This window comes from Azospirillum cavernae, from assembly GCF_003590795.1.
Classification (GTDB): domain Bacteria; phylum Pseudomonadota; class Alphaproteobacteria; order Azospirillales; family Azospirillaceae; genus Azospirillum; species Azospirillum cavernae.
Genome location: NZ_QYUL01000006.1, coordinates 100,791 through 122,375, shown reverse-complemented (window position 1 = coordinate 122,375; position 21,585 = coordinate 100,791). Strand labels below are relative to the sequence as shown.

Genomic DNA, 21,585 nt, shown 5'->3' with positions numbered 1-21,585 from the left:
GCGGCCGCCGGAGATGGCTTCGGGGAAGGTTCAGTTGGAACCGGGGAAACGCCAGTCGGCAAGCGCGACCAGCAGCCGTTCGATCTTCAGCCCGGCCAGCAGGCGCAGGGCGGTGGCGCGGTAGGCGATCCCCCGACGGCCAGGAGCCAAACCGGCGCGGATGAGGAAGCGCTGCGCGCCCTGGTCGAGCGGGAAGTCCGCCGGAACGGCGTCCGGCCCATCCGGCAGCAGGCCGCGCCGCCGCAGGGTCTCGGCGAACGCTGCCCGAACCAGATACTCCTGCAACGCCGAACCGATCAGCAGGTTGAACACGCCGGACCAGCGGCGGCGGACTCCATGCGCGCACAACGCGACCGCGACCAGCGGCGCCAGCAGCAGCGCCGTCGCCGCCTTGGCGATCAAGCGGACGCCCGCCCGCCGATAGCCCAGCGTGTTGCCGCCATGCTGAACGTAATCGCTGAGCGGCTGGGGCACATAGGCGACGCTTCCCGCCCCTGCGGCGCAGCAGGCGATCCAATGATCGTGGTAGGCGTGGCGCCCAACCTGCGGGAAGGGCAACGCCCGCTCCAGCAGCTCGGCGCGGAACAGACAGGCGCAGCCGGTCACGACATTGGCCATCAGCACAGCCCCGGGCTGGTCGTGGCGCCCCTGCCGACCGGGCCAGAACACCTCGGACAACACGGTCCCCTGGCGATCCACGACTCGCATGTCGCAGAACGCCAAAAGCGCGCCGGACTCCAGCGGGCCGATCAGAACGCGGAGTTTGTCGGGATGCCAGGAATCATCCTGGTCGGCGAAGGCGACGAAAGCGGCGTCGGGCGGCACGCGGGTCAGGCTGCGTTCGAAATTTCGATAGAAGCCGAGATTGACCGGGTTGCGGTCGAGCTGGAAGCGGGCATCCCCGGCGGTGGCGTCGATGATCTCACGCCAACGCGCCTCGGTCGATCCGTCATCCTGGATCAGGCAGATCCAATCCTGGTGGGTTTGGGCGAGCAGCGAGGCGATCTGCGCCCGGAACAGCGCCGGATCGGGGTTGTAGGTGGCCATGCAGACCGCGACCAGCCGTCGTTCCGATGTTTTGGCGGGGCCGTCCGGAGGAGAAGCGTCCACAGCAACCGTCACGGCGCCAAGATGGCGGGTTTCCTGGACGCCGTCATCCCAGTCAAGGCGCAGGACCGCGTCAAGCTCCGCCGTGGGCAGACCAGCGGGCAGGTTGGCCACACCGACGAAACCGCAGACGATGTTGGCGCCCGTTCGACCGAGCGTGTCCTCGGCGTCGAGACGAACCGCCGGAGTCCGTCCGGCAAAGCTCCGCCCGCCAAGGGACAGCTGGGTGGCGCGCAAGCGCGCGTCCGGTCGTCGCGCCCAACCGGAAAAAACCCAAGTGAAGTCACGCCGACCATCCACGCGCTCGGGCGGCGGCGCGTCGAGGCGGAGTTCCGATGGCGGCGGTGGCCGCTCCATCCGATCCGGCTCCGACGCAAGAACCACAGCGCTGTTCGGCATGGGCTTTCTTGGCGTTCTGTGTTGATAAGGAATGGGGCGGGCAAAAAGGCCGCAAGAGCCTTCTACATGGTCAGTTTGCCGACCGTTGGCTCCAGATCCCGGTTGGCGGGAGCGGCGTCGAGATGCTGATTTTGCCGGTATTCGGTCAACACCTCATCCACCGGACCAATCTTGACGACGTGGCCATTTTCCAGCCACAGCACCTTGTTGCAGAGCCGACGCAGGACGCTTTCGACATGCGAGGCGACAACCAGGATGCTGGCCCGCCCGGCGAACTCCGCCGCCCGGCGCTCCGCCTTTTCCAGGAATTGCGCGTCGCTGACGGCGATCCATTCGTCCATCAGCAGGATTTCCGCGTCAATGGCCGTGGCGGCGCCAAAGGCCAAGCGCAGCATCATGCCCGCCGAATAGGTGCGCACCGGCAGGTCGAGATGGCCGCCCAATTCGGTGAACGCGGCGATGTCGTCCATCTTGCGTTCGATTTCCTCACGCGACACGCCCAAATAGGCCGCGCGCATGCGGATGTTGTCATAACCCGAAGCGTCGCCGTCGAACCCGATCGACAGGTCGAACAGCGGGGTGATCTTGCCTTCGACCCGGATCCGGCCTGCGGTCGGCTCATACACGCCGGCGATGGTGCGCAGCAACGTGGTCTTGCCGGCTCCGTTGCCGCCAATCAGCCCGAGCCGGTCGCCATGCTCCAGCTGTATGGACACCTTGTCGAGCGCTTGCACCTGGATGCGGTGCTGGGCGTCGTGCCGGATGATTCCGCTGGTTGACGAGTGCAGCAGCGTCTTCTTCAGGGAGCGGCCGCTGCCCTGATAGATGACGAAATCCACGGAAACCTGATCGAGATGGATCTGAGCCACGGGCTTACAGCCAATATGCGATGCGTTTGCGGAAACGAACATAGACGGCGAAGGTCAGCGACCATCCCAGCGCGGTGATGAGCAGGGCGCCCGCCCAGGTGGACAGCGGCAGCGTCTCGCCCAGCAGGGGGCCGCGCACCACCTCCATAAGATAATAGATCGGGTTCAACGTGATCAGAAGCTGGCGTTCCGCCATCAGTTCCGGTTTCCACATCACCGGCGTGATGAAGAACAGCAGTTGGACCACGCTGCCGGTGATCGGCTGGATGTCGCGGAAGCGCGCGCAGGCGATGCCCAACAGCAAAGCGATCCACACCGCGTTGACCACAAGCAGAACAACCCCGAGCATGGCCTCCAGAAGGCCAAACCCCGGCCACAGACCAAGCCACAGCGCCATGACCACGAAGATGACCGCGTTGTGAGCGAGGATAATCAGATTTCGCCAGACAACACGCAAAGCATGCACGGACAGCGGCATTCGCACATGTTTGATGAGGCTCTCGAACTCCAGGAAGCTGTGACAGCCTTCGTTCAAGATGGCCGCGACAAAATTCCAAATGGCCAGTCCCAGAGCCAGGAAAGGCAGATAGTCTGACAGGTGGAAATTGAACAGGGAACCGTAGATGAAGCCCAGGCTGGCGACCAGGACCGCCATGCTGAGAGTCAGCCAGAACGGCCCAAGCACCGAACGGCGGTAGCGTTTGCGGATGTCATGCCAACCCAGCATGCCCCACAGCGACCAACTCATCGCGCCGAGTTGCAGGTCTTCGCAGGCGCGCGCGGCTTGACTGCGGTCGGCGGAATCGAACAAGAGGGTCATCGGCGGATCATGCGGGTGTGGACGCGATGTGGAGGCAAGGCATGGGAGGGCAATCCAACGCAAAGCCCCCTTCCTCTCGGTGACAGGCGCAAAGCCATACGCCGCTGTCCTACTCTAGACAGCCGTGGCTGTCACGCACTATCGCGTTGCAGTGTGGCCTACCTCTTCCGACTTTGCTGGAAAGCGAAGCCGTTGCCGAAGAGCGCGCCAACGACGTATATCAGGTGTCTTGCCCCGCGACGCGCCTAGGCATCGCCCTTTGCGCCGCACCGCCGCTTGTAAGGTCTTGTTCGCCCGTGTCCACGTCATCCCCCCGACCGACGCATTTGCAGCGCCTGGAAGCCGAAAGCATCCACATCATGCGCGAGGTTGCGGCGCAATTCCGCAATCCGGTGATGCTGTATTCCATCGGCAAGGACAGCTCGGTGATGCTGCACTTGGCCATGAAGGCCTTCTACCCGTCCAAGCCGCCCTTCCCGCTGATGCATGTGGACACGACCTGGAAATTTCAGGAAATGATCACGTTCCGTGACAGCCGCATCGCGGATCTGGGGCTGGAGTTGATCGTCCACGTCAACGAGGATGGCGTGCGCCAGGGCGTCGGGCCATTCAGCCACGGGTCGGCGGCGCACACCGACGTGATGAAGACCCAGGCGTTGAAACAGGCGCTGGACCGCCACGGCTTTGACGCGGCCTTTGGCGGCGCACGGCGTGACGAGGAGAAATCCCGCGCCAAGGAGCGCGTCTTCTCGTTCCGCACAGCCGCCCATCGCTGGGATCCCAAAAACCAGCGCCCGGAGCTGTGGAGCCTCTACAACGGTCGGATCGGCAAAGGGGAAAGCATCCGCGCCTTCCCGCTGTCCAATTGGACCGAGTTGGACATCTGGCAATACATCCACCAGGAAAACATCCCGGTGGTGCCGCTGTATTTCGCCAAACCGCGCCCGGTGGTTGAACGGGATGGCGCGCTCATCATGGTGGATGACGAACGTTTTCCGCTGCGTCCCGGCGAAACGCCGGAAATGCGGTGGGTGCGGTTCCGCACGCTGGGGTGCTACCCGCTGACAGGGGCGGTTGAAAGCCGGGCCGCCACCCTGCCGGAAGTGATCCACGAAATGCTGCTGGCCACCACCTCAGAACGGCAAGGGCGGGTGATTGACCAGGACGCCGCCGCCTCAATGGAGATCAAGAAGCAGGAGGGCTATTTCTAATGCCCGCGCGCCAAGACACGATCCCTCTCCAGACGGCATCCGACAACGCCAGGCAAGCGGCCACCGAGGTCGAAGCCTATCTGCGCGCTCAGGAAAACAAAGATCTCCTGCGCTTCATCACCTGCGGTTCGGTGGATGATGGGAAATCCACCCTGATCGGGCGGTTGCTGTATGACTGCAAGCTTCTGTTCGAAGACCAGCTTGCCAGCCTGGAAAAAGATTCCAGCCGATTTGGCACGACCGGAAGCGGCCAGCTTGATCTGGCCCTGCTGGTGGACGGCCTTGCCGCCGAGCGCGAACAGGGCATCACCATCGACGTCGCCTATCGGTTTTTCACCACCGACAAGCGGAAATTCATCGTCGCCGACACGCCGGGACACGAGCAATACACCCGCAACATGGCGACTGGGGCCTCCACCGCCGACGTCGCCGTGCTGCTGGTGGACGCGCGCAAGGGCGTGCTGACGCAAACCCGCCGCCACAGCGCCATCGTGGCGTTGCTGGGCATCCGGCACGTCGTTCTGGCGGTCAACAAGATGGACGCGGTTGGCTGGGACGAAGCGACGTTCGAGCGGATCGCCGCCGATTACCGCGACTTTGCCAGCCGCGTCGGCATCACCAACGTGACCTGCATTCCAGTGTCGGCCTTGACCGGCGACAACGTGACGACCCCGTCACAGGCCATGCCCTGGTTCGTCGGCCCGACCCTGCTCGGACATCTGGAGACAACCCCGGCCAACGCCGAGGCGCGAGGCGTTCCGTTCCGTTTCCCAGTCCAATGGGTCAATCGGCCCAATCAGGATTTTCGAGGCTTTTCTGGCACGGTCGCCAGTGGCGTCATCCGTCCGGGCGACCGGGTGGCGATTCTGCCCGCCGGGCGCACCACCACGGTGACGCGGATCGTCACAATGGACGGTGATCGCGAGGAGGCTGCCGCCACCCAGGCCGTCACCCTGGTGCTGGCCGACGAGATCGACGTGTCGCGCGGCGACGTCCTGGTCGATCCCGACCGGATGCCGCAGACTTACGACCAGTTTTCCGCGCATGTGGTGTGGATGAGCGACCAGCCGCTGCTTCCTGGCCGTTCCTACATTCTGCGTCTGGGCGCCAGCACGGTCGGCGCCCAGGTGACGGAGTTGAAGCACGCCATTGACGTGAACACCCTGGAGCACATCGCGGCCAAACATCTGGAACTGAACGGTGTCGCCGTGTGCAATCTGGCGTTGGACCGCCCAGTGCCGTTCGATTCCTACGCCGACAACCGGACGATGGGCGGTTTCGTGCTGATCGACCGCATGTCCAACGCCACAGTTGGTTGCGGCATGATCGACTTCGCCTTGCGGCGGGCGTCAAACATTCATCACCGCCGAATGAGGGTCGACAAGATCGCCCGCGCCGCCGCCCTGGGACAGAAGCCCTGCGTGCTGTGGTTCACCGGGCTGTCGGGGGCGGGGAAATCCACCGTTGCCGATCTGGTCGAACAGGCGTTGCACCTCCGGGGCCATCACACCATGAGCCTGGACGGCGACAATGTCCGATTGGGCTTGAACCGAGACCTGGGTTTCACCGACGAAGACCGGGTGGAAAACATCCGCCGCGTCGCCGAGGTGTCGCGGCTGATGGTGCAGTCCGGTTTGATCGTGCTGGTCAGCTTCATTTCGCCCTTCCGCAGCGAACGTCGAATGGCCCGTGATCTGGTGGAGCCAGGCGAGTTTCTGGAAATCTTCGTGGACACCCCGTTGGCGCTGTGCGAAAGCCGCGATCCGAAGGGGCTTTACCACAAGGCTCGGATCGGCCAATTGCCACATTTTACTGGCATTGACAGCCCTTATGAGATGCCAGAAGCACCCGAACTGCGCCTATCTGCGGGTGTGGAGCCGCCGGAACGCTTGGCAGAACGGGTGCTGGCAATGCTGGAAGAACGGGGGATCGTCGAGCGTTGACACGCTTGCGTCGCCAACCTGTCAAGCAACGAATTCGATTGAGGCGATGTGGTGGGCAACTTTGTTCACCGGCAAGCCCAACAGAACGAGCAACAGCATGTTGGGTTGCAGTGCGGGGTAGCGTCCTCGGTCGTATCTGGTGTATCGAGCACCGCAGTCTGGGCAATTGTCCGGAGCGGTCGCATCCTTGCACTTTGACTGGAACCAATGACCATCATGATCGCCCTTGAGGGGACAGCCGCCTTGAGCGGTCCCGTCGAATGCGTTCCATTGCGCATCTTCGTTCAGGCCCGCATGTCGTCCCGGCGGCTTCCCGGAAAGGTTCTCGCCCCCTTCCGGTCCAAGCCGATGATTGCGCATGTCCTGCGTGCCGCCACCCAGGCGCTGCCCGGCGACGGCAAAGTCGTAGTGATCACCAGCGACGATGTGACAGATGATCCATTGGCGCTCTACGTGGAGCATCTAGGTTTTCCGGTTTTCCGAGGGCCGCTGGATGATGTGCTTTCGCGATTCCGTCAGGCGGCTGTGGCTTTTCCCTGCGCCTGGATGCTGCGGATCAGCGCCGACAGCCCCCTGATCGATCCGCAAGTGATCGCGGCGGTCGCCGCCCGCTGCGATTTTGATGGCGACCTTGTGACCAACATCTTTCCACGCAGCTTTCCGAAGGGGCAGAGCGCCGAACTGATCCGGACGGCAAGCCTGAACGCGCTTTCCGACCACGCGCTGACGACTGACGACCGAGAGCATGTCACTCCCTATTTCTATCGGAATCCCAAGGATTTCCGCATCCTCAACATCCGTCTGGGCGCCGACCTGTCCTCCAGCGCCTCCCACACGGTCGACACCCTCGACGATTTGAGGCGATTGGAAGGCGCGGGCGATGTCTCCATCGCTCTCGAAGACATCTGGGAGGAACGATCATGACCACATCAGCGCCGCTTGGGGCTGGCGTCGTCGGGCTTGGCATCGGTTTTCAGCATGCTCTGACCTACGCCGCGCTGCCCTCCACCCGTCTCCGCTGGCTTTTGGACATTGATGCGGCTCAGGCTGAGAAAGCGCGGCTGCAGCTTGGGCAAGGAGAGATCGCAGCCGACTTCGCGACAATCCTTGGCGATCCAGAAACCTCAATCCTTTCCATCGCCTCCTTCGACGACGCCCATTACGAGCAGGTTTTGCAGGCGCTGAAGCATGGAAAGCATCTTTTTGTAGAAAAGCCGTTGTGCCGCACCATCGAGGAGGCGGCGGCGATCAAAAAAGCGTGGGAATTGGCGGGACGTCCGGCTCTCGAAAGCAATCTCGTCCTGCGGGCCGCGCCAATGTACCGCTGGCTCAAGTCGGCGATCGAAGCGGGGGAATTCGGCGAAATCTACGCCATCGATGGGGATTATCTGTACGGTCGTCTGAACAAGATCACACAAGGGTGGCGCGGCGAGATCCCAGACTATTCCGTGACGCTGGGCGGCGGCATCCACATGATCGATCTGATGCTGTGGCTGTCTGATCAGCGTCCTGACCGAGTAAGTGTGGTTGGCAACCGCATCTCGACACGCGGAAGCTCGTTCCGGTATGACGATTTCGCTGCGGCCACCTTTACGTTCCCATCGGGGCTGGTGGGGCGCATCGCGACCAATTACGGGTGCGTTCACCGTCACCACCATGTGTTGCGCGTCTTTGGCACCAAAGCGACCTTCATCTACGATGATGTCGGCGCGCGCCTGCACCGCTCGCGTTCCCCCGAGGAAAGAGCGGCGCCGATCCTAGCCCCCCCCCTGCCAACGGCGAAGGGCGACCTGATCCCTGGTTTCGTCCAAGCGATCTTGAATCGGGAGAACACGTCACCTTCCGCCCAGCGGAATTTTGACTTGATCTGCGCCTGCGCCGCTGCCGAGGCGTCATTGCGCGAGGGTTATGTCAGGACCGTTGATTATCTGGAATAAACTCTGTGAAGGACATGCCATGTGAAGATAGAAGTCATGGATTTCGCCTCTGGCGAATGATATGGCCTTATGCTAGCTTCCTGTGAATTTTTTCGGACTAAGGCATTGAATCGGGCATGATCCAAACTCCCTTGATGAATATTCCTTACGGTTCTCCTTGTATTGGTGAGGAGGAGCGTCAGGCTGTGTGCGCGGTCTTGAGCTCCCGTATCCTGGTTCATGGCATACAAGGACGCCAATTCGCGGCAGATTTCGGTTCCTATATTGGAGTCGGGCCAGAATTTTGCGTGCCGACCAGCTCCTGTATGGCCGCGCTTCACTTGGCTTCAATCCATTTTGGATTTGGCCCTGGCGATGAAATCATCGTTCCAGCGCAAACGCACGTCGCGACGGTTCACGCGATCGAACTGACCGGCGCCACGCCGGTCTTTGTCGACTGCCGTCTGCCGAACGGCAATCTTGATCCTGAGCAGGTTGCGGCTGCGGTGACACCGCGCACCCGCGCCATCTCGGTGGTGCACTTCCTGGGCATCCCGGCTCCGATGGCCGAGCTTCTGGAGATCGCGCAGCGCCACAACCTGCGAGTGATCGAGGATTGCGCCACCGCTGTCGGCTCTCATTATCGTGGAACCCACGTCGGTCTTCTGGGCGACATAGGGTGCTTTTCCTTCTATCCGACCAAGCACATGACGACCGGCGAGGGGGGAATGTTCGTGTCCCGTCACGTCGAGATCGCCCAGAAGGTTGAACGGTTCCGCGCCTTCCACGTTGATCGCAGCCATGGCGAGCGCAGCATTCCGGGCGTGTATGACGTCAACGGCGTCGGGATGAATTATCGCATGGGTGAAATGGCCGCCGCCATCGGCTGCGTTCAGCTCACTCACATCGGCGAGATGGAAGCGCGGCGCCGTCATAATTTCAGCCGGTTGAAGGAGCGGATCGGCGCGGTCGACGACGTGCTGGTGCTTGACAGCGACGATTCCCGCGACGATTACGTCCCCTACACCTTCAGCGTTATGCTGTGCGGTCGGCGGGCGGAAACCCGCAACGCCTTTGCGCGGCGGCTGAACGAGGCTGGGATTGGGACCAGCGTCCATTATCCTCACCCGGTGTCGCGCCTGACTTACTACGCTGAAAAATACGGTTGGGACGCCGCCCGCTATCCGAACGCGACTGCCATCAGTGATCGTTCAATCAATCTCCCCGTCGCGCCTCATGTGAACGACACAGCGGTCGATTACATAGCCGACACCTTCACCCAAATCGCTCGGGAAGTCCTCTGATGCTTAACCTTGCGGGCAAGACGATCGCTCTGGTCGGCGGCGCCGGTTTTATCGGCCACAATCTGGCCCTCTCCCTCAAGGAGAAGGGGGCCGATGTGCATGTCTTTGATAGTTTCCAGGTCAACAATCTGATCAATTTCATCGCCGCAGGGATGGAGGTGAGCAATCGGGACCTGTATCTGGACATCCTGCTGGAGCGGGTGAATCTGCTGCGTCAGGCCGGAATCCCGATTCACATCCTTGACGCCCGCGACTATCATCTGACGACGCAGGCCTTCAACCGGATCAAGCCGCAAATCGTTGTGCATCTGGCCGCCGTGGCGCATGCCAATGTGGCGAATAAGGATCCGTACAGCACCTTCGACCACTCGCTGCGCACGTTGGAGAATTCACTCGACAGCCTGCGTTCCCCCAAATGGGATTTCGAACGACTGATTTTCATGTCGTCCAGCATGGTCTATGGCGACTTCGATGGCGGCACAGTGACTGAGGACAGCATCTGCAACCCGCTTGGCGTCTATGGTGCGCTGAAGTTTGCTGGCGAGAAGATGGTCATCGCCTACAACCAAGTCTTCGGCCTGCCCTACACCATCGTGCGTCCGTCCGCCCTGTATGGCGAGCGTTGCGTCAGCCGTCGCGTCGGACAGGTCTTTATCGAGAACGCGATCAACGGGCACGAGATCACCATCGCTGGCGATGGCAACGAGTATCTGGATTTCACCTACATCCAGGATCTCATCCAGGGGCTGACGCTGGCCATGGTGGAGCCCAAGTCGCTGAACCAGATCTTCAACCTCACCTATGGAAACGCGCGGACCATCGGCGAGATGGCCAGCATTCTGCTAAAGCATTTTCCGGACGCCACCCTGCGCCATATCCCGCGCGACCGACTGATGCCGAAGCGCGGCACTCTGTCGGTGGAGAAGGCTCATGACCTGCTCGGATTCAAGCCGACTTTCCCGCTTGAGACCGGCTTCCCGCAATACATCCGCTGGTACGACAGTCTGATCAAGGACAAGGGTGCCGTTCCGGTCTTTATCGAGTGAGTCGCCCCATGCTGATCGAGACCTGGGATTCCCAGAACGACGTCCTGCTGATCGCCGAAGTCGGCAACAACCATGAGGGCAGTTTCGCGCTTGCCCAAGATCTGGTCGGATTGGCGGCGGAGGCTGGCGCCGGAGCGGTCAAATTCCAGACCTTCCGGACGGAGCATTACGTCAGTCCTTCTGAAAGCGAACGATTCGCCCGACTGAAGCGTTTTGAGCTGTCGGGGGAGCAGTTCGCCAAACTGGCGCAGCAGGCTCGGGACGCCGGATTGATCTTCCTGTCCACGCCTTTCGACCTCGGCAGCGTCGCTGTGCTCGAACCGCTGGTGTCCGCCTATAAGATCGCGTCTGGCGACAACACGTTCTATCCCTTGATCGAAGCGGTGGCGCGGCGTGGCAAGCCGATGCTGGTCTCGACCGGCATCGCCGACATGCAACAGATCCGTTACGCCGACGCCTTGGTCCGTCGAGTCTGGGCGGAGGCGGAACAGGGCGATCCCGGTCTCGCGATCCTTCACTGTGTCAGCGCTTACCCAACCCCGCCGGAAGAGGCCAATCTGGCCACCATCTCCACCCTGGCAGCGGCATTCCCGGATGCGACCGTCGGATATTCTGACCACACGATCGGCATCGACGCGGCCGTGCTGGCTGTGGGGCTCGGCGCGCGGATCATTGAGAAACACTTCACCATCGACAACAATTACTCGAGCTTCCGGGACCACCAATTGTCGGCGAATCCCGAGGCGCTGAGGGAGATGGCGGATCGCATCCGCACAGCGTCGGTCATGCTCGGCTCTTCCGTCAAAGAGCGCCGCAGCTGTGAAGACGCAGGGGCGATCGCTAATCGACGTTCGATCGTCGCCGACCACGATCTGTCGGCGGGGGCGGTGTTGACGATGTCGGATCTCACCTGGGTCCGGCCTGGCACAGGCTTGCCGCCGGGGGCGGAAACCCTCGTTCTTGGACGGCGCCTGACTCGCAATCTGCCCGCCGGTTCGCCAATTCTGAAGGCCGATCTGGATGAGGGCGCACAGGACGCACCTCGTTGAATTTGGTTCTCCTGACCACGGAAACCCTCCATCACTCTTGGTTCCTGCGCGAACTGTCGAGGCGCCATCCCGTGGCGCGGGTTTTTGTGGAAACAGAAACCTTGCGCCCTGCCTACGAAACCGCCCATCCTTTTGAAGCGGAGCGTGACGAGCACGAGCGCGCCTTATGGTTCGCCAAGGGAGGAGAGCGCCTGAGCGATCATGGCGATACTATGGCCTTTCCATCACTGAACGCGGAGTCAGCGGTGGCGGCGTTGCGACAGACCCGCCCCGACCTAGCCGTGGTGTTCGGCACGGGCAAGCTGTCACAAGCTGTGATCGACGCCTGCGGCGGCAACATCCTGAACTTGCATGGTGGCGACCCGGAAGAATATCGTGGCCTGGACACTCATCTCTGGGCAGTTTGGCATGGCGCGTTCGATCAGTTGAGCACCACCCTGCATTGGTTGGCGCCCGAACTCGACACCGGTGCGATCGTTGGGCGCCGCCCCATCTTGCTGACGAACGGCATGACGCTGGCCCAACTGCGGGCGGCCAACACGCGGGTTTGCTTGCAACTGGTCGAAGACGCTCTTGATGGCTGGGTTGGCGGACGAGGCATTCCGGCACAACCACAGGCCAGACGGGGGCGTTATTATTCCTTCATGCCGACGGCGCTGAAGCAGGTTTGCGTGCGTCGCTTCGCCATGTTTTCAGGTGCCATGCGATGAATACGAACAAGACCGGCCAATGGTCGCAGCGGCTTGGCGATGGAACGCTCTGCATCTTCCTGTTCCATGGCGTCGTCTCGGAATCGCCGTGGGACGTGCGCAACTACACGGGCAAGCATCGCTTGAAAAGCGAGTTCCGCGCCATTCTGGAGGATCTGAAACGCAGCGGCACTCCACTGTCGATGGACGACGTCATTCATCATCAACAAACTGGTGAGCCGTATCCGTCGCGCGCCTTCGCCATAACGTTCGACGATGGCTTCGAGAACAACCTGACAGTGGCGGCTCCGGAATTAGACAGGTTGGGAATTCCGGCGACTTTCTACATCACCACGGGCTTCATCGAGGACAACGCCATGTCCTGGATCGACCGGATCGAGTGGGCGCTGGAACGGACGTTGATCGGCTCCTTGTGCCTGCCCTGGCGAACTGGGGCCATTTCCTTCGCAACGCGGGCGGAGCGCATCGCGCTTCTGACCGAAATTCGCCGTTTTGCCAAAAAAGACCGCTCCATTGATCCTCAGGCACTGGCCAGCGACATTCAGGCGCAATGCGATTTGCCCGAGACCTGGAGCGGCGACAATGCTCTGGATCAGAAGATGAACTGGGACCAAGTGCGCATGTTGGCCGACAATCCGCTGTTCATTGTGGGCGGCCATTCCCATCGGCACGACATCCTCTCGTTTCTCGAGCCGGATGCATTGGCCGTTGAACTGGAGACCAGCGTTCGCCTGATGCGCGACCGAGCCGGGCTGTCTTGTCGGCATTATTCCTATCCGGAAGGATTGGCGCATTGCTATTCCGATGCGGTGATCGAAGCACTGCGTGGTCATGGCGTCGTCTGTTGTCCGACGGCCGAGGATGGAGACAACACTCCGGAAACAGGACTCTTCCATCTGAAACGAATCATGGTCGGTTGATCGACAGCAAGGGGCACGGGCGCCATGTGTGGGATTGCGGGCTATATCGGTTGGTCTGGGCCGACCCCGGCGCGTGTCGAGGCTTGTCTTGAAAAGATGGGGCGCCGTGGCCCGGATCACCGAGATCACCGGCGGTGGGGCGTTCCTGACGGTCGGACGCTGGTGCTTCTGCATTCGCGGCTGTCGATCATTGATCTTGCGTCCGAGGCCAACCAGCCTTTCGAGTCGGATGGACGGCACATCGTTTTCAATGGCGAGCTTTACAATTACATTGAGGTTGGAGAAGCCCTGAAGCGTGAGGGCGTTCCTTGCCGTACCCGTTCCGATACGGAGGTGCTCGTTCGGGCGATTGGCGCCTGGGGGTTGGAGACGGCGCTTGACCGTTGCGAAGGCATGTGGGCATTCGCGCTGTATGACGAGCAGAGCGGCACGCTGGCCCTGTCTCGTGACCGCTTCGGCGAGAAGCCGCTCTATCTCTACAAGGATGAGAGCGGTCTGTATTTTGCCTCAGAGGTCAAGTTCCTTGCGGCTCTAGCCGGGAAATCCTTTTCCATCAATTTCCACCAAGTGAACCGTTATCTGGTGAATGGATATCGATCCCTCTACAAAACGGCGGACAGCTTCTTTGAGGGCGTGAGCGAGTTGCCGGCGGGGCAGGCGCTCGTTCTGTCGCCCAATGGCGGGGAACGGAGCTTCCGTTACTGGAACATCCGCCACCGGCCAGATTTGTCCATGGATTTTCCAACCGCTGTAGCAGGGGTGCGAGAGCGTCTGATTGCTTCAATGAATCTTAGGCTGCGCGCCGACGTTCCTCTCGCCTTTTGCATGAGCGGTGGCATTGATTCCAACGCTCTGATCGGTATCGCCAGCCGTGTCTTCGGATATGGCGTGAAGGGCTTCACGATCACCAATGACGACGAACGTTACAACGAGACCCCGATGGTCGCGTGCATGCTTCGTCATCTCGACATCGATCACACAGCCGTACCTGTGCGAACGGCCGACTTCATTCCCCGGATGCGCGAACTCGTTCGCCAACACGATGCCCCTGTCTACACGATCAGCTATGTCGCGCAGTCGATGCTGCATCAGAGCATGGCCGAGCATGGTTGCCGGATCGCCGTCAGTGGAACAGCAGCGGACGAATTGTTCACCGGCTATTACGATCACCATGCCTTTTACTTGTCAGCTCTGCGTGATGATCCGGTGCGGCTTGTTGAGGCTGAGGCGAACTGGGCGACCCATATCAAGCCGATCGTCCGCAATCCGGTGCTGCAAAATCCCAGAGTCTTCCTGGAGCAGCCGCACCGCCGCGATCATCTGTACCCCGATGTTGGCGAACACGAAGCGTTTCTGCAAGAGCCATGGTCGGAGGGGTTTGTCGAGACGGTCTACACCGCCGATCCGTTGCGCAACCGCATGCTCAACGAGTTGTTCCATGAAGTCGTCCCGCAGATCCTGCATGAGGACGATTTGAACGCCATGTATTATTCAATCGAGAACCGCTCACCGTTTCTAGATCGCGCGTTGTTCGAGTTCTCCTTGTCGATCCCCACCCCGCTGCTGATCCGAGACGGCCTGACCAAGGCGGTCTTGCGCGAGGCGGTGCGGGGGCTGGTTCCTGATGAACTGCTCGACAATCGCCGGAAGATCGGCTTCAACGCGGATATTTTTTCCTTCTTTGACAGGACTGATCCAGGCACGCGAGACTGGCTTCTCGGCGACGGTTTGGTTTACGACCTCCTGCGCCGCGACAAGGTCGCCACTATGATTGACAAGGAAAATCTTTCCGACAGTGAAAGCAAATTCCTGTTCAGCATTGTTTCGACCAAACTGTTTCTTGAGGAATTCGGCTCCTGACGGGCCTATTTGGGAAGGTTGCTCCATGGTTCGCTATTGCAAGACATGTCTGATGCCCGACACTCGTCCTCGCATCGTCTTTGATGAGAACGGTGTATGCAACGCTTGCCACACGGCCGAGAGCAAGCGGCACATCGATTGGCACGCGCGGCGGATGGAGTTTCTTGATCTGGTGGAGCGCCACCGGTCCCGTGACGGTTCCTATGACTGCATCGTTCCCTGGTCGGGCGGGAAGGATTCCAGCTTCATCGCCCATCGGTTGAAGTTTGAGTTCGGCCTCAACCCTCTTCTCGTGACTTTTTCTCCTCTTCTGCCGAACGACGTTGGCGTTCACAACAGAGAAGCGCTTCTTCAGGCTGGGTTCGACCATCTAATGGTGCGGCCCAATCAGAAGGTGTCGCGTCATCTTGCCCGACGCTTCTTCATTGAGCGTGGAAACCCCAAGATCCATTGGGATGCCGGGATCAACGCAGTCCCTGTCCAGGTTGCCGTTCGTTACAACATTCCCCTGGTGATTTACGCGGAGCATGGCGAGAGTGAATATGGCGGGCGCGTGCTCAGCGAGGAGCATCGCAAAATCCGCGACATCGTCGAGGTTTTGGAGCATCAGGTTGGCGACCATCCAGCGAATTGGGTGGACGACGTGGTGAAAGAACATGATCTGGCTCCGTACCTTTATCCGGAAGCCGATGACGTGGCGCGGGTCGGCATCAAAGCCATTTATTTCGCTTATTTCTTCCCCTGGGATATTGCAGCGAATTATGAATACGTCAAATCAAACATAGATTTCAGAACTCAGCCGGGTGGGCGGGTTGACGGAACCTTCATCGATTTCGATAGCCTTGATGACAAAATCGATAATCTCTACTATTACATGCAGTATGTGAAATTTGGTTTTGGCCGTGCCTCGCGTGATGCTTCCCGCCATATCTACCGTGGCAGGATGACGCGAGAGGAGGGGTTGGAAGTGGCGCGCCGCTATGATGCCGAGTTCCCATCCACCTTCTTCGCCGACAATCTCGACTATCTCGGCCTGAACGAGATCGAATTCGCCGAACTGGTCGACCGCCACCGCAATCCTGAACTTTGGGACTTCGAAGGCAACCAGTGGAAACTGCGCTACCCGCCGGTTTGACGTTCATCGCTCCAGAACAAGGAAAGAGACCGATATGCGTGTCGCCGTGGTCGATTACGGTTCGGGAAACCTCACCTCGGTCACCGGGGCGCTGCGGCACCTTGGGGTTGAACCTGTGCTCAGCAGCGATCCGTCGGTCCTTTCATCTGCGGAGAAGATCATCCTGCCTGGCGTCGGCGCGTTCGGAGATTGCATCCGTAATCTTAGACAAACTGGCCTGGATCGCTTTTTGGAACAGGTAAAAGACAAGGTGCCAATTCTCGGAATCTGTGTCGGCGCCCAGATGATGTGCCGGGAAAGCGATGAGTTCGGCCGACACGAAGGGCTGGGCTGGGTCGATGCGGTGGTCCGGCGCCTGGAGATGGCTCCGGATCAATCGGATCTGCGCGTTCCGCATGTTGGTTGGAACGAACTGCACCGCACGCGCGATTGTCCGCTTTTCGTCGATGTGCCGGATGATGCCCTGTTCTATTATGTCCACAGCTATGCCATGCAGCCTTGTATGGCGGATTTGGCCGTGGCCACCTGTGATTATGGCAGTCGTTTCATGGCGTCCTTCCAGGCTGGCATGGTTTACGGCGTTCAATTTCACCCGGAAAAGAGTCAGCAGCACGGCTTGACCGTTCTGAAGAACTTTGTCGAGAGAGGATGACGCCGATGCTGCGTAAACGTCTAGTAACTGTTCTGACTTTCAACGATGGGGTTTTGTTCCGTACTAAGCTGTTCGAACCGGATTATCGTTACACGCACAATTTTGTCGATGCTTGGTCGGTGGATGAAATCGTCGTTCTTGATGTGACGCGCCCTGGGCAAGGGACAAGGGAAAACTTTTTTCGCGTCGTAAAGGATTTCGCCAGCCGCTGCTTTGTTCCGCTGGCCGCCGGGGGAGGCATCCGCAGTCTGGACGATGTGAAACGGATGATTGACCTGGGCGCTGACAAGGTGGTCGTCAACAGCATGACTGTCGAGCGACCGGCCCTGTTGGGCGAAATCGCATCTTTGTACGGCGCCCAGTGTGTGGTTTGTTCGATTGATGCTCGCCAAACGGCCGACGGCAGGCGGTACGAGGCTTTCACCCATTTCGGCACACGGCCAACGGGACTGGAGCCAGCCAAACTGGCCCGTCAAGCCCAGACGGCTGGAGCTGGAGAGATTCTCATCACTTCGATCGAGCGTGATGGCTCGTTAAGCGGCTATGATCTCGATCTGTGCCGCAGCGTGACGGAAGCGGTTTCGGTTCCGGTTCTGGTCAGCGGCGGCGCCGGGAGTTGGCAGCATTTCGTCGACGCCTTCAACAAGGCGGGAGCGTCGGGAGTTTGCACCAGCAACATCTATCACTTTACGGAAACCAGCATCCGTAGCGCCAAAAATTTCCTCGATAAAGCTGGAATCGCGGTTCGCAAGTGATTCCAGAACAATTGGATTTACGTATCACCATTGGGCGATGGGTATGGTCAGACTTTGTGTTTTCATGAATGGTGATCGTGGACTTGCTGTTTGCAACGCCCTGGTCGCGGCAGGCATCGATATAGACGCTGTCTATCTTCCTGCGGCGATGCTGAAGAAAGAAGTGGTGGTTGCGCCCCTGGCCCGATTGGGATTGACCGTGGTTGGCATCGAGAATGTCAACGATCCGGCTTTCATCGACAGCGTTGCTGCCCGGCGGCCAGACATATTCGCAGTCGCCGGGTTTTCAACCATCTTCAGCACCGACCTTCTTGCGATCCCGCGTCTTGGAACTTTGAATCTCCATGCCGGGCGCTTGCCTCAATATCGAGGTGGTTCGCCGTTGAACTGGCAAATCATCAATGGTGAATCCGAAGCGGGATTGAGCGTGATCCGGATGGACGCCGGGATCGACACCGGCAACGTCATGGCCGCCGGTCTCATACCAATCCACATTGACGACACCATTGCGGATGTCCACGCGAAGGCGAATGCTGCATTTCCTGCCCTGGTTCTGGACGCCATCCATCGTATGACAGCGGGTTCGCCAGGAGAACGCCAGGACGATAGGCTGGCTGGCTATTGGCATCAGCGCAACGATGGTGATGGACGCATAGTCTGGGAACGGCTCAATGCGCGGGCTGTGCACGATCTCGTCCGCGCCATCACACGCCCCTACAATGGAGCCTATTGTTATCTGGGTGATCGGATGGTCAGGGTGTTCAGAACATCTCTACTCAATTCCTTTCCAGTTCATGGCGTTCCCGGGCGAGTGGTCTATCTGCAAGGGCTTGGCCCTCTTGTCATTTGCCAGGACAAGGCAATTCTATTGGATGATTACTCAATATCTGAAAATAATGCGCAGAAACTACCGAATGGCGCTCATTTAAGATGAAATACTGTTTAACATTCAAAATTCTACTTCGGGATTTAATATTCTGGGTGTTCCAGCCAAAAAAATCCATTTTCTTTGAATGGCGCTGCGGAGATGGTGGTCTTGCGAGAATGGCGCGTTTGAATTAATATACTTACATCTTATCTGTACGAAACAATGTCTTGGAGATTGCGGTGTCAGAGTCTCTCAGGGTCGGAGCACGCGCTTCAATCGGAAGTTTCCGCGAAAGCTTCCAGAATCTGCCGATAGATGCAAAAAAAATTGATGCCTTGAATGACTATGTTAGACAGGGAGACTCCATATACGTTCATAAGACCACTGGTGTCGTGTCGTCGGATTTAAAGCACACGCCAGAGGATATCATTGATTACTGGAGTTCGAAAATATTTACGAGCACTTCGACTGAAGACTATTCGGCTTATTTTCCGTTCGCGCGAGCAAGGCTCTACTATGTTGCTCGCGTGATCGTTGACAATATTCTAAAGAAAGAAAATATCTCCGATCCCGTCTCTTATTGCGATTTTGCAACAGGTCAGGGCGTCCTTCCGGACCTGATTCGCAGGGAGTGGCCGGGTCTGCAAATCCGCTGCACGGAAGGATCAGAGGTTCTGGTCGAAAAACTGCGGAATTCTGGTTTCGAAGCCAGCCATTGCATGCTGGGGGACGGCAAATTGCCGCCTTTTTCCGTGGACATCGGCACACTCACCTGGACTCTCTGCAATTGCATTCGCCCTCTCGACGTCCTGATGGAGGTTCGCAAGAACATCAAAGATGGTGGCTATATGGTTCTGGCGGATTCGTCTCGGATCCTTGTTCCATTCCGGAAATCATTGCGTGATCTTTTCAACCCGAAAAACCCTGCCGACGTGCATCCATATCTTTTCTCCGCAAATTCAATGTGCGCCCTTCTGCGCTGCGCCGGATTCAAGCCCGTATATATCAATCGCTATTTTGACTCCGACGTTCTTTTGGTGATCGGCCAGAAGGAGAACGCGCTTCCTTCAGACGATTTGGTGATACCAGCCGACAACTCTGGCCATGTCTTCGATTTCTTCACAAAGGCGCATGAGCTGACGGCATCCTTTGACTCTTGGAATGCGTCATCCCCGTCTTACAGTGGATAAGCGTACCAATCGCCACGGATAAAACAAATATCTAGGGCCATATCGGCCTTGGAATTTTACCGACCACCAGGAGGCATTGCGTTGGAATCGATCACCTTGAAATGCAACTTTATCCGTTGATAAGAAGCATGGGGCGCTCGAGGTCTAACGCAATGCTCTCCAGTCAGCCCGATCACGGCATCTGTTTCATCCGGAGATTTTATCATGAAGAAAATAACCGTTCAGGAAGCATTGGAAATAGCGCGCCAGCATCAGAATGATGGAAAAATTTTTGAGTCGGAAAGTATATATAAACAAATATTGCAGATTCAACCGAACAATGCCGACGCCAATGCTGGACTGTTTCGTCTTCAGAAAAACAAAAGCAACAGTCGCCTCCCTACCAAAATCAACCTACAGGCACCCACCGATCCAGCCGCGACAGCTGTATCGGCAACTTTGACGTATCTTCTGTTCAAGTTAATATTTTCCCCTCGCGACCGGGCTATCCATTTGTTTGACCAATTGCGGTTTGATTCTCGAGATGCCTCCGCCGAATCGGAAGGCAGCGAGAATCCTGAGGGAATCGAAACGATCATTCCAAATATCCAGGCTGGCATCCTGCATTTGGAAGAGCAGCGCTATGATGAAGCTCTCTCAGAATTCAGGAAATCCATCGTTTCCTTCTTGGATATCGTCGAGCAGGGGAAGATCAGTCAGTCCTTAGTTATTTTTCAGAGTGTTCTCGACCATGTTCTGAAGAACACTCGTTGCAACACCCCCGACATTTTGGCGCTCGTCGCAAGCGCGGTGGCAAGTCTCGAGAAAGGCACGTTGGAGGAGTTCGGGCATATTGCTCGCTTGCGCTTGTATACGCAAAGCGACGCTTTGTTCACCGACATGCTTGCCTCGCTCACCAATGCCCGTCGTCCTCCGGTGGAGACGGGAAGAACGGGGATTCTTGGTTCCATCAATACGCCCGAGATCGCAAAGGCGCTCGCTCAAACGCGTGAAGAGGGCTATCACCTGTTCGAAAAGCGACTGCCGTGCGATATGGTGGACCGTCTTGTCAGGATGTCACTTTCGGTCTCTGCCACAGGCATCCAGGCTGACGGGACGGAAAAGGAAATGGCCTGCGTCGATTTCGACGATACCGGGTTTGATGGTTTCAGCATCGATGCTCAAACACTTCTTGATGATCCCGACATTCAGGCATTGATGTGCGATCCTTCACTGTTCAGCTTCATGCAGCAGCATCTTGGTTGTGAACCGATCTGCGTCGGCCCGGTGATGCGCTGGAGCGTGCCAAGTGATCGCACCTCTCCCAGCGATGCGCTTGCCCAGCTTTATCACTGGGATGCCGATGCAGTAAAATGGCTCAAAATTTTCCTGTATCTTACCGATGTAGATGAGACGAGCGGGCCTCATGTTTACATTAAAGGCACGCATCGTCCTTATGCAAAGCCAAAAGATCTTTTGAACAGATTCTATGCCAGAATCTCAGATGAGGATATTGAGCGTTATTATGATGAAGATCAAATCATTACTGTTTGCGGGCCGCAAGGGAGCATTATTTTTGGAGACACCCGATGCTACCATAAAGGATTGAAGCCAACGAAAAACAGGAGACTTCTCCTGCAATTCAATTTTTTTTCCACTCTTATCGGAACAAACCTGTGGCAAGGAAAGAAATTAATTATTAAACGCAACTATACACAAAAATTTTTAGATTTTGTCGCCAAACACCCTCTTGCATTCCCTGATGTTTATTACATACGGGAAAAATAATAACTATTTCCTCAAAGTCTGTTTAATAGCCTGTCCAATAGGACAACCGCCGGAGTGTAATTTC

General features: G+C 58.4%; 19 protein-coding genes. 16 read left to right on the top strand and 3 right to left on the bottom strand.

From position 1 onward, the window contains the following. Nucleotides 1-30: 30 nt before the first annotated feature. The 3 genes from D3877_RS28405 to D3877_RS28395 form a co-directional block, all read right to left on the bottom strand. Nucleotides 31-1,506 carry a glycosyltransferase gene (locus D3877_RS28405; RefSeq protein ID WP_119834167.1) on the bottom strand — a complete coding sequence of 492 codons (1,476 nt, stop codon included), beginning with the start codon at nt 1,504-1,506 and terminating at the stop codon, nt 31-33. Between the two features lie 62 nt (nt 1,507-1,568). Next, nucleotides 1,569-2,375 (bottom strand): ABC transporter ATP-binding protein, encoded by an 807-nt coding sequence (locus tag D3877_RS28400; protein ID WP_119834166.1) that lies wholly within the window; start codon nt 2,373-2,375, stop codon nt 1,569-1,571. A gap of 4 nt (nt 2,376-2,379) precedes the next feature. Next, complete coding sequence (locus tag D3877_RS28395; RefSeq protein WP_119834165.1) at nt 2,380-3,195, bottom strand: ABC transporter permease; 816 nt, start codon at nt 3,193-3,195, stop codon at nt 2,380-2,382. Between the two features lie 296 nt (nt 3,196-3,491). Between D3877_RS28395 and cysD the strand changes: the two genes are divergently transcribed. The 16 genes from cysD (at nt 3,492) to D3877_RS28315 (ending at nt 21,521) form a co-directional block, all read left to right on the top strand. Next, a complete protein-coding gene (gene cysD / locus D3877_RS28390; protein ID WP_119834164.1) occupies nt 3,492-4,406 on the top strand; it encodes a sulfate adenylyltransferase subunit CysD in 915 nt (304 codons plus the stop codon). Next, nucleotides 4,406-6,349 (top strand): sulfate adenylyltransferase subunit CysN, encoded by a 1,944-nt coding sequence (gene cysN, locus D3877_RS28385; RefSeq protein WP_119834163.1) that lies wholly within the window; start codon nt 4,406-4,408, stop codon nt 6,347-6,349. Before cysD ends, cysN begins: the two co-directional genes overlap by 1 nt. Before the next feature lie 207 nt (nt 6,350-6,556). Beyond that, complete coding sequence (locus tag D3877_RS28380; RefSeq protein ID WP_119834162.1) at nt 6,557-7,273, top strand: cytidylyltransferase domain-containing protein; 717 nt, start codon at nt 6,557-6,559, stop codon at nt 7,271-7,273. Next, complete coding sequence (locus D3877_RS28375; RefSeq protein WP_119834161.1) at nt 7,270-8,286, top strand: Gfo/Idh/MocA family protein; 1,017 nt, start codon at nt 7,270-7,272, stop codon at nt 8,284-8,286. Before D3877_RS28380 ends, D3877_RS28375 begins: the two co-directional genes overlap by 4 nt. Nucleotides 8,287-8,402: 116 nt before the next feature. Continuing rightward, nucleotides 8,403-9,569, top strand: a complete 1,167-nt coding sequence (locus tag D3877_RS28370; protein ID WP_119834160.1) for a DegT/DnrJ/EryC1/StrS family aminotransferase — start codon at nt 8,403-8,405, stop codon at nt 9,567-9,569. Next, nucleotides 9,569-10,615: an NAD-dependent epimerase/dehydratase family protein gene (locus D3877_RS28365; protein WP_119834159.1), complete on the top strand. Its 1,047-nt coding sequence runs from the start codon at nt 9,569-9,571 to the stop codon at nt 10,613-10,615. Before D3877_RS28370 ends, D3877_RS28365 begins: the two co-directional genes overlap by 1 nt. Nucleotides 10,616-10,623: 8 nt before the next feature. Beyond that, entirely contained in the window at nt 10,624-11,664 is a 1,041-nt protein-coding gene (locus tag D3877_RS28360; RefSeq protein WP_119834158.1) for an N-acetylneuraminate synthase family protein, read from the top strand. Beyond that, nucleotides 11,661-12,374 carry a formyltransferase family protein gene (locus D3877_RS28355; RefSeq protein ID WP_147395310.1) on the top strand — a complete coding sequence of 238 codons (714 nt, stop codon included), beginning with the start codon at nt 11,661-11,663 and terminating at the stop codon, nt 12,372-12,374. Before D3877_RS28360 ends, D3877_RS28355 begins: the two co-directional genes overlap by 4 nt. Beyond that, on the top strand, nt 12,371-13,294 hold the full coding sequence (locus D3877_RS28350; RefSeq protein WP_119834156.1) for a polysaccharide deacetylase family protein: 924 nt from the start codon (nt 12,371-12,373) through the stop codon (nt 13,292-13,294). The genes D3877_RS28355 and D3877_RS28350 overlap by 4 nt, the downstream gene beginning before the upstream one ends. A gap of 24 nt (nt 13,295-13,318) precedes the next feature. Next, nucleotides 13,319-15,154, top strand: coding sequence for an asparagine synthase (glutamine-hydrolyzing) (gene asnB / locus D3877_RS28345; RefSeq protein WP_119834155.1), 1,836 nt, complete (start codon nt 13,319-13,321; stop codon nt 15,152-15,154). Between the two features lie 25 nt (nt 15,155-15,179). Beyond that, on the top strand, nt 15,180-16,289 hold the full coding sequence (locus D3877_RS28340; RefSeq protein WP_119834154.1) for an N-acetyl sugar amidotransferase: 1,110 nt from the start codon (nt 15,180-15,182) through the stop codon (nt 16,287-16,289). 34 nt (nt 16,290-16,323) lie between these two features. Further along, nucleotides 16,324-16,941 (top strand): imidazole glycerol phosphate synthase subunit HisH, encoded by a 618-nt coding sequence (gene hisH, locus D3877_RS28335; RefSeq protein WP_119834153.1) that lies wholly within the window; start codon nt 16,324-16,326, stop codon nt 16,939-16,941. A 5-nt stretch (nt 16,942-16,946) separates the two neighbouring features. Further along, nucleotides 16,947-17,696, top strand: coding sequence for an imidazole glycerol phosphate synthase subunit HisF (gene hisF / locus D3877_RS28330; protein ID WP_158600034.1), 750 nt, complete (start codon nt 16,947-16,949; stop codon nt 17,694-17,696). Between the two features lie 64 nt (nt 17,697-17,760). Then, the gene (locus D3877_RS28325) at nt 17,761-18,630 is read left to right on the top strand and encodes a methionyl-tRNA formyltransferase (RefSeq protein WP_158600033.1); all 870 of its coding nucleotides are present in this window, start codon (nt 17,761-17,763) and stop codon (nt 18,628-18,630) included. Nucleotides 18,631-18,803: 173 nt separating this feature from the next. Beyond that, nucleotides 18,804-19,754, top strand: a complete 951-nt coding sequence (locus D3877_RS28320) for a class I SAM-dependent methyltransferase (protein ID WP_158600032.1) — start codon at nt 18,804-18,806, stop codon at nt 19,752-19,754. Nucleotides 19,755-19,958: 204 nt separating this feature from the next. Then, nucleotides 19,959-21,521: a phytanoyl-CoA dioxygenase family protein gene (locus tag D3877_RS28315; protein WP_119834149.1), complete on the top strand. Its 1,563-nt coding sequence runs from the start codon at nt 19,959-19,961 to the stop codon at nt 21,519-21,521. Nucleotides 21,522-21,585: the final 64 nt, after the last annotated feature.

What these genes read in the sequence shown, in the direction of transcription:
- D3877_RS28405 (WP_119834167.1), bottom strand. Translation starts at nt 1,506, where the DNA reads ATGCCGAACAGCGCTGTGGTTCTTGCGTCGGAGCCGGATCGGATGGAG.
- D3877_RS28395 (WP_119834165.1), bottom strand. Translation starts at nt 3,195, where the DNA reads ATGACCCTCTTGTTCGATTCCGCCGACCGCAGTCAAGCCGCGCGCGCC.
- cysN (WP_119834163.1), top strand. Translation starts at nt 4,406, where the DNA reads ATGCCCGCGCGCCAAGACACGATCCCTCTCCAGACGGCATCCGACAAC.
- D3877_RS28380 (WP_119834162.1), top strand. Translation starts at nt 6,557, where the DNA reads ATGACCATCATGATCGCCCTTGAGGGGACAGCCGCCTTGAGCGGTCCC.
- D3877_RS28375 (WP_119834161.1), top strand. Translation starts at nt 7,270, where the DNA reads ATGACCACATCAGCGCCGCTTGGGGCTGGCGTCGTCGGGCTTGGCATC.
- D3877_RS28370 (WP_119834160.1), top strand. Translation starts at nt 8,403, where the DNA reads ATGATCCAAACTCCCTTGATGAATATTCCTTACGGTTCTCCTTGTATT.
- D3877_RS28365 (WP_119834159.1), top strand. Translation starts at nt 9,569, where the DNA reads ATGCTTAACCTTGCGGGCAAGACGATCGCTCTGGTCGGCGGCGCCGGT.
- D3877_RS28360 (WP_119834158.1), top strand. Translation starts at nt 10,624, where the DNA reads ATGCTGATCGAGACCTGGGATTCCCAGAACGACGTCCTGCTGATCGCC.
- D3877_RS28350 (WP_119834156.1), top strand. Translation starts at nt 12,371, where the DNA reads ATGAATACGAACAAGACCGGCCAATGGTCGCAGCGGCTTGGCGATGGA.
- asnB (WP_119834155.1), top strand. Translation starts at nt 13,319, where the DNA reads ATGTGTGGGATTGCGGGCTATATCGGTTGGTCTGGGCCGACCCCGGCG.
- D3877_RS28340 (WP_119834154.1), top strand. Translation starts at nt 15,180, where the DNA reads ATGGTTCGCTATTGCAAGACATGTCTGATGCCCGACACTCGTCCTCGC.
- hisH (WP_119834153.1), top strand. Translation starts at nt 16,324, where the DNA reads ATGCGTGTCGCCGTGGTCGATTACGGTTCGGGAAACCTCACCTCGGTC.
- hisF (WP_158600034.1), top strand. Translation starts at nt 16,947, where the DNA reads ATGCTGCGTAAACGTCTAGTAACTGTTCTGACTTTCAACGATGGGGTT.
- D3877_RS28325 (WP_158600033.1), top strand. Translation starts at nt 17,761, where the DNA reads ATGAATGGTGATCGTGGACTTGCTGTTTGCAACGCCCTGGTCGCGGCA.
- D3877_RS28315 (WP_119834149.1), top strand. Translation starts at nt 19,959, where the DNA reads ATGAAGAAAATAACCGTTCAGGAAGCATTGGAAATAGCGCGCCAGCAT.